Genomic DNA, 5122 nt, shown 5'->3' on the forward strand with positions numbered 1-5122 from the left:
CACGCTGGGTTCTTAGGGAGACGGCACTTGGTAACAAGTGTCGTCCACCCGACATTTTCGAGCTAGAAAATGCCGTGTGTCAAAATTCAGATTGTGACGATTTTGGACAAAAGTGTGTCAGGACTTACTCTAAATTAGCAATTCGTGGATAACTAAAGGTATGGAATGTCGCTTAACGTTGCGCCCATTTTTGATGGTACACATTATTGCGGCTGACAATGCATCAGTACCAACGGATGCATTGTTAGCCGCAACCAAATATTTAAATTATCGTTGGTTTACTTTCCTTGCAAAAACAACCAATCGCCCCTCCATCTATATTCCCTACTCTATCGTTAAATAGATACTCTTAATCATAACCAACATTGTCGCCAATTTCTTCATGCAAGAATGATATAAAACGTACAGCTTGAGTTGAGAGTGATGCGCCTTTCCTTGTCAATATATAATAAGCCTTATGATGCGTTATGCTCATCTTTGGGAATGGAATAATTAGTTTTTTTTCATCTAGCTGTTCTCTGATTAGATCAATACCGCATAGCGCAACGCCAATCCCATTTTTAGCAAACTCGGCTAACAAGTCTGATTGCCCAACTGTATGACCAGTGCCGACTTGCAGACCAACGTTGCTGTATTTATTAGACCAATATTGCCAATCTGTTGTGTCTCTATCATGGATTAAATGCACGTTTTTCTTGCATAGGTCTTTTGCATTAAACAGCCCTCTAGATTGTTGATACTCGGGCGAACAGACAGGGACATAACATAAACTAGTAAGAAATTTAACGTCAAAATCCTCCCAATCATCCATCTCTCCCCATTTAATGGCAAGTTCGGTGTTGTCTGAAAATTCCAAGGTATTGGTTGTCAATACTTCATTGATTAGGACGTTAGGATTGCTAGAAAGGAATTTTGGCAAATGTGAGCTAATGATTGTCTTGCTAATTACTGGCTCAGTTTCAATGTTCAGATTGAAATTCTGAGAACTGTTATTGAAGTCAATAATCGAGTTCCTAAGAGAAAAATAAGGTATTTTTATCTCGTTATAAAAACGCTCACCATCTGGAGTTAGTCGAATTACATTTCCATTTCTGTGAAATAATTTTACACAAAGCATACTTTCGAGCTTTGTTATGTGCTTGCTGATTGCAGCTTGCGTTTGATTAAGATCACGACTCGCCAATGTAAAGCTATTTTTCTCTGCTGAAATTATAAATGAGGTAAGCCAGTCATAGTGAGGAATTCGTGGTAATTCTCTTTTTACTTCTATGGTCTTCATAACGTTTTGTTATTCATCCGCGCGTAAACATTGGTTGATTATGACCCTTTAGCGCTTAACATTCAGCGGCGGATATAACATTTATCAATGTAACTAACGGAATGTCATAAACTAAAGGGGCGCAAAATGACAACAACTACACATGTGGATTTACCACAATCAGAGAAATCTAGTGCCGATATATCGCTCATAGTAATCAGTTTAGCGTTTGTATTTAGCACTATCGCAATGCTAATGGTCTTTCCTGATGCCTCGCAAGAAGTAGCTAAAAGCATGTTTTCAGGCTTAACAAACAGCATTGGGTCATCCGTCCAATTGCTTGGTTTTGTAAGCGTATGCATCGTTTTTGCTATAGCTGCCAGTCGATACGGAACAATTAAACTAGGTGACGGCAAGCCTGAATACACAAACATGAGTTGGATATTTATGTTTATTTGTGCGGGTCTTGGCTCGGCAACGATGTATTGGGCGTTCATGGAATGGGCTTATTATTATAATAGCATCGGGTTAAATATAGACTCTCAAACTAATGAGTCACTAAGAAGTAGTCTTTCTTATGTATTCTTCCACTGGGGATTCACACCCTGGTCTATTTATGCACTATGTGCAATAACTATGGCATACCACTTTCATGTTAATAGAAGCAAAGGTCTAAACCTTGCCTCACTAATTGCTGCAATTACAGGCATGAAAGAAGACAGCCCTGTAAGCAAAGTTATTGGTATTGCGATTAACCTTACATTTTTGTTTGCAACATTTGGCGGTCTAATACTTACCACCACCGTAACAGTTAACACAGTATCAACTGGGTTTTCTGAGCTGTTCGAATTTGATAACACATTTTTATTTCAAGCCGTTTTATTGGCTGTAATTACACTCACGTTTACATTAAGTTCGTACATAGGTATCGGTGAAGGTCTTCAAAAGATTGCAAAAGCTGCATGCGGCATGACTTTTGTTTTCGGTCTTGTTGTTCTTCTACTTGGCGACACAGCCTTTATCGTAGACTTCCTTGTTAACTCTATTGGTTTAACAATTTCTAACTTTGTAGAAATGAGTTTATTTACCGATGCGACTAATGACGGCTCTTTCAACAAAGATTGGACAGTGTTCTACTGGCTATACTGGGTAACTTATACACCTGCTGTTGCTATTTTCGTTACTCGCATCTCAAAAGGCAGAACGATTCGTGAAGTTATCATTGGCTTAGTATCTGGCGGCTGTGCTGGTTGCTGGTTCTTCTTTGGTAGCCTAAGTGGTTACGCTATTGATATGTTCAATTCTGGCATCATCAACTCTCCTGAAATATTGTCTACAGTTAGTGGTGATTTGGCTATTTCTCAACTAATCAGCGCATTGCCATTTGGCACATTCCTTTCTGTTTTCTACTTCGTACTAATGATGATATTCCTTGCGTCTCACCTAGATGCTACTGCCTACACCGTTGCGGCTGTTAGCGTTAAAGGGTTGAAGCAAAACGAAGATCCATCTAAGACTTTACGTCTATTTTGGTGCGTAATGTTAAGCGTTTTGCCTCTTAGCATGCTTTACATTGATGCCTCATTATCCACTCTTAAAACGGCTGTTGTCCTAACTGCTGCTCCATTTATTATTGTTCTACTGCTGTGCATATATGGGTTGAAAGTATTTTTATCCACGCACGATTTCGAAGACGAAAGTAAAAACACACAATTTGCAAAAGTATCTAGCGAGGCAAACTGATGAACGCTCCAAAAATTAAAGATGTTGAAGTTATCCACCTGCGTGTCCCTCATGTTGACGAAACATGCACTTGGGGAGAAGACGCGGTTATTGTAAAGGTAACAACGGATCAAGGTCTAGTTGGTTATGGTGAAGCTGACTCTTCACCACTTGGCGTAAAATCAGTGATAGAAGCCCCTAGCACAAATTTCTACTGTGAAGGTTTAAAAAGTATCATTGTTGGCGAAAATGCCTTAGAGATAGAGCGGTTGTGGGAGCTAATGTATTATCGTTCTAACTATATGGGCCGAAGAGGTCTTGGCATCCACGCAATTAGCGCAATCGACATTGCTCTGTGGGATATCGCAAGTCAATTTTATCAGGTTCCTATTCATACATTACTTGGCGGTAAGTATAGAGATAAAATTCGAGCATATGGCACATTTATTCCAGACGCAAAACCAGAAAATAACCGAGCGATCGCAAGGAAACTAGTTGATCAAGGGTTTACTAGTATTAAGTTTGGAGGTGGTGTATTTGGTGATGATCCAGAAACCGACATTGAAATTGTTCGTCATGTTCGCGAAGAGATTGGCGATTCTATTGAGTTACAAATAGATCTAGCTTCAAAATGGCACACTGTTGGCCACACTGTTGATATGTGTAAGCGACTTGAAAAATATAACCTTAACTGGGTTGAAGAGCCTGTATTAGCTGACATACCAGAAAGTTATGCGAAGATCTCAGATAAGGTCTTACCTAAGTTGGCTGGTGGCGAATCTCTAACCACAAGATTTGAGTTTAAGGCGTTTCTAGAAAACTCTAAGGTTGACATTATTCAACCCGATATCACTCGCTGTGGTGGCTTTACAGAGATGAAACGCATTTATGAGTTAGCTCGATATCACGGTGTTAAGTTAGTACCACACGGGTTTAGCACTGGTATTCTTAATGCTGCCACCATTCAGTTTCTAGCCTCACTTCCTGATGGCGATCTAATGGAATACTCACAAAGCGATAGCCCACTATATACAGATCTTGTTGCTAATAAAGAAGGTCTTCAAGACGGTTATGTTCACGTTCCTGACACTATTGGACTTGGTATAACACTGAATAGTAACTTGATGACAAAATATATTGTCGAATAAATAAGGCAGTCAAAGCCCCTAAATAGGGTTTTGTCGCAATCTGGAGTGCTGAGCTATTATCCCCTCAGCACTCATTCAACTTTAGCATTATGACTATAGACCTTTCTGGTCGCCACTTTCCTTCCCTCATCATCCATCAGGCCATTTGTTCGCTATTACGTTCCTTATAAATTCAGCGACTGTGAAACGCCTTTGTAGTCGCTTCTGAGGATTCCCCCCCCTTTTTGAACCCATGAAACTTCTGCAGTTTATCCGCGTGGCAGTGTCAGGTGCAATACCCTTAAGCTGTTCTTTTTCTGATAACATTTTCTTGCTCATAAGTCTTTTCTCGATTCAAAAATGACATTAGATAATTGATAGCATCATGGGCTACTAGTCGCATTGTAGAACCTTGTTCGAAAAAACAATGGGGCAATTATGGGTTAGAATAGGTATACTCACGAAGCTATGGTCACATGCTTCGGCCCTGAATCTCTAAAAACCAATAGTCACCATTTTTGCTCCAGTCAATGGAATAACTCTTTGCTAAAGAAATGTTTACATCTTTACCACCAATCGGGGTTGTTAGGTCTATCGGCCCAAATGAGGCACCTTGAGAAATGTCATAGTCCCAGCACTTTGTGCTTTTACTCTTGGGGTTAACAAGCCGCTCCATATCGTTCATCACAAGTGATACACCCTCAGACATTCCACCCACAGACACATATTGCTCAAGAAGTTGCAAATCCTCGTATACGTCTTTCATGAATATATCGGTCGCTCCACGCTTACCTCCTGAAGAGCTAAGCGTACGATAGCATTTCATCTCAATAGCGATAGTGTGACTTTGTTGTTGTGAAATTCCACTAAAAACGAGGTCTATTTCTCTAGTTCTACCGTGAATATTAATCCCTGTTTCTAATTCTATGTTGAATCTATCACCTGAACTGAACGTTATAAGGGCTTTGTTGCGTAATTAAATTTAAAGATAGAACTACCCCGTTTCGCGTATTTC

The 5122-nt window shown here is 39.9% G+C and carries 5 protein-coding genes; 3 read left to right on the plus strand and 2 right to left on the minus strand.

Translation table 11 applies throughout. The features are described 5' to 3' along the window. Positions 1 to 160 precede the first annotated feature (160 nt). Positions 161 to 343 (plus strand): hypothetical protein, encoded by a 183-nt coding sequence (locus ACED25_RS22850; protein WP_371692696.1) that lies wholly within the window; start codon positions 161 to 163, stop codon positions 341 to 343. A 6-nt stretch (positions 344 to 349) separates the two neighbouring features. Here the strand turns inward: ACED25_RS22850 and ACED25_RS22855 are convergent, their stop codons facing one another. Further along, positions 350 to 1279 (minus strand): LysR substrate-binding domain-containing protein, encoded by a 930-nt coding sequence (locus tag ACED25_RS22855; protein ID WP_371692697.1) that lies wholly within the window; start codon positions 1277 to 1279, stop codon positions 350 to 352. A gap of 126 nt (positions 1280 to 1405) precedes the next feature. On the opposite strand from ACED25_RS22855, the gene ACED25_RS22860 reads away from it, so the two are divergent. Continuing rightward, positions 1406 to 3001 carry a BCCT family transporter gene (locus tag ACED25_RS22860; RefSeq protein ID WP_371692698.1) on the plus strand — a complete coding sequence of 532 codons (1596 nt, stop codon included), beginning with the start codon at positions 1406 to 1408 and terminating at the stop codon, positions 2999 to 3001. Further along, entirely contained in the window at positions 3001 to 4128 is a 1128-nt protein-coding gene (locus tag ACED25_RS22865; RefSeq protein ID WP_371692699.1) for a mandelate racemase/muconate lactonizing enzyme family protein, read from the plus strand. The genes ACED25_RS22860 and ACED25_RS22865 overlap by 1 nt, the downstream gene beginning before the upstream one ends. Positions 4129 to 4579: 451 nt before the next feature. Here ACED25_RS22865 and ACED25_RS22870 read toward each other — a convergent pair whose 3' ends face one another. Further along, the gene (locus ACED25_RS22870; protein WP_371692700.1) at positions 4580 to 4873 is read right to left on the minus strand and encodes a hypothetical protein; all 294 of its coding nucleotides are present in this window, start codon (positions 4871 to 4873) and stop codon (positions 4580 to 4582) included. Positions 4874 to 5122 lie beyond the last annotated feature (249 nt).

This window comes from Vibrio sp. 1F263 (assembly GCF_041439035.1).
Taxonomy (GTDB): domain Bacteria; phylum Pseudomonadota; class Gammaproteobacteria; order Enterobacterales; family Vibrionaceae; genus Vibrio; species Vibrio tasmaniensis_A.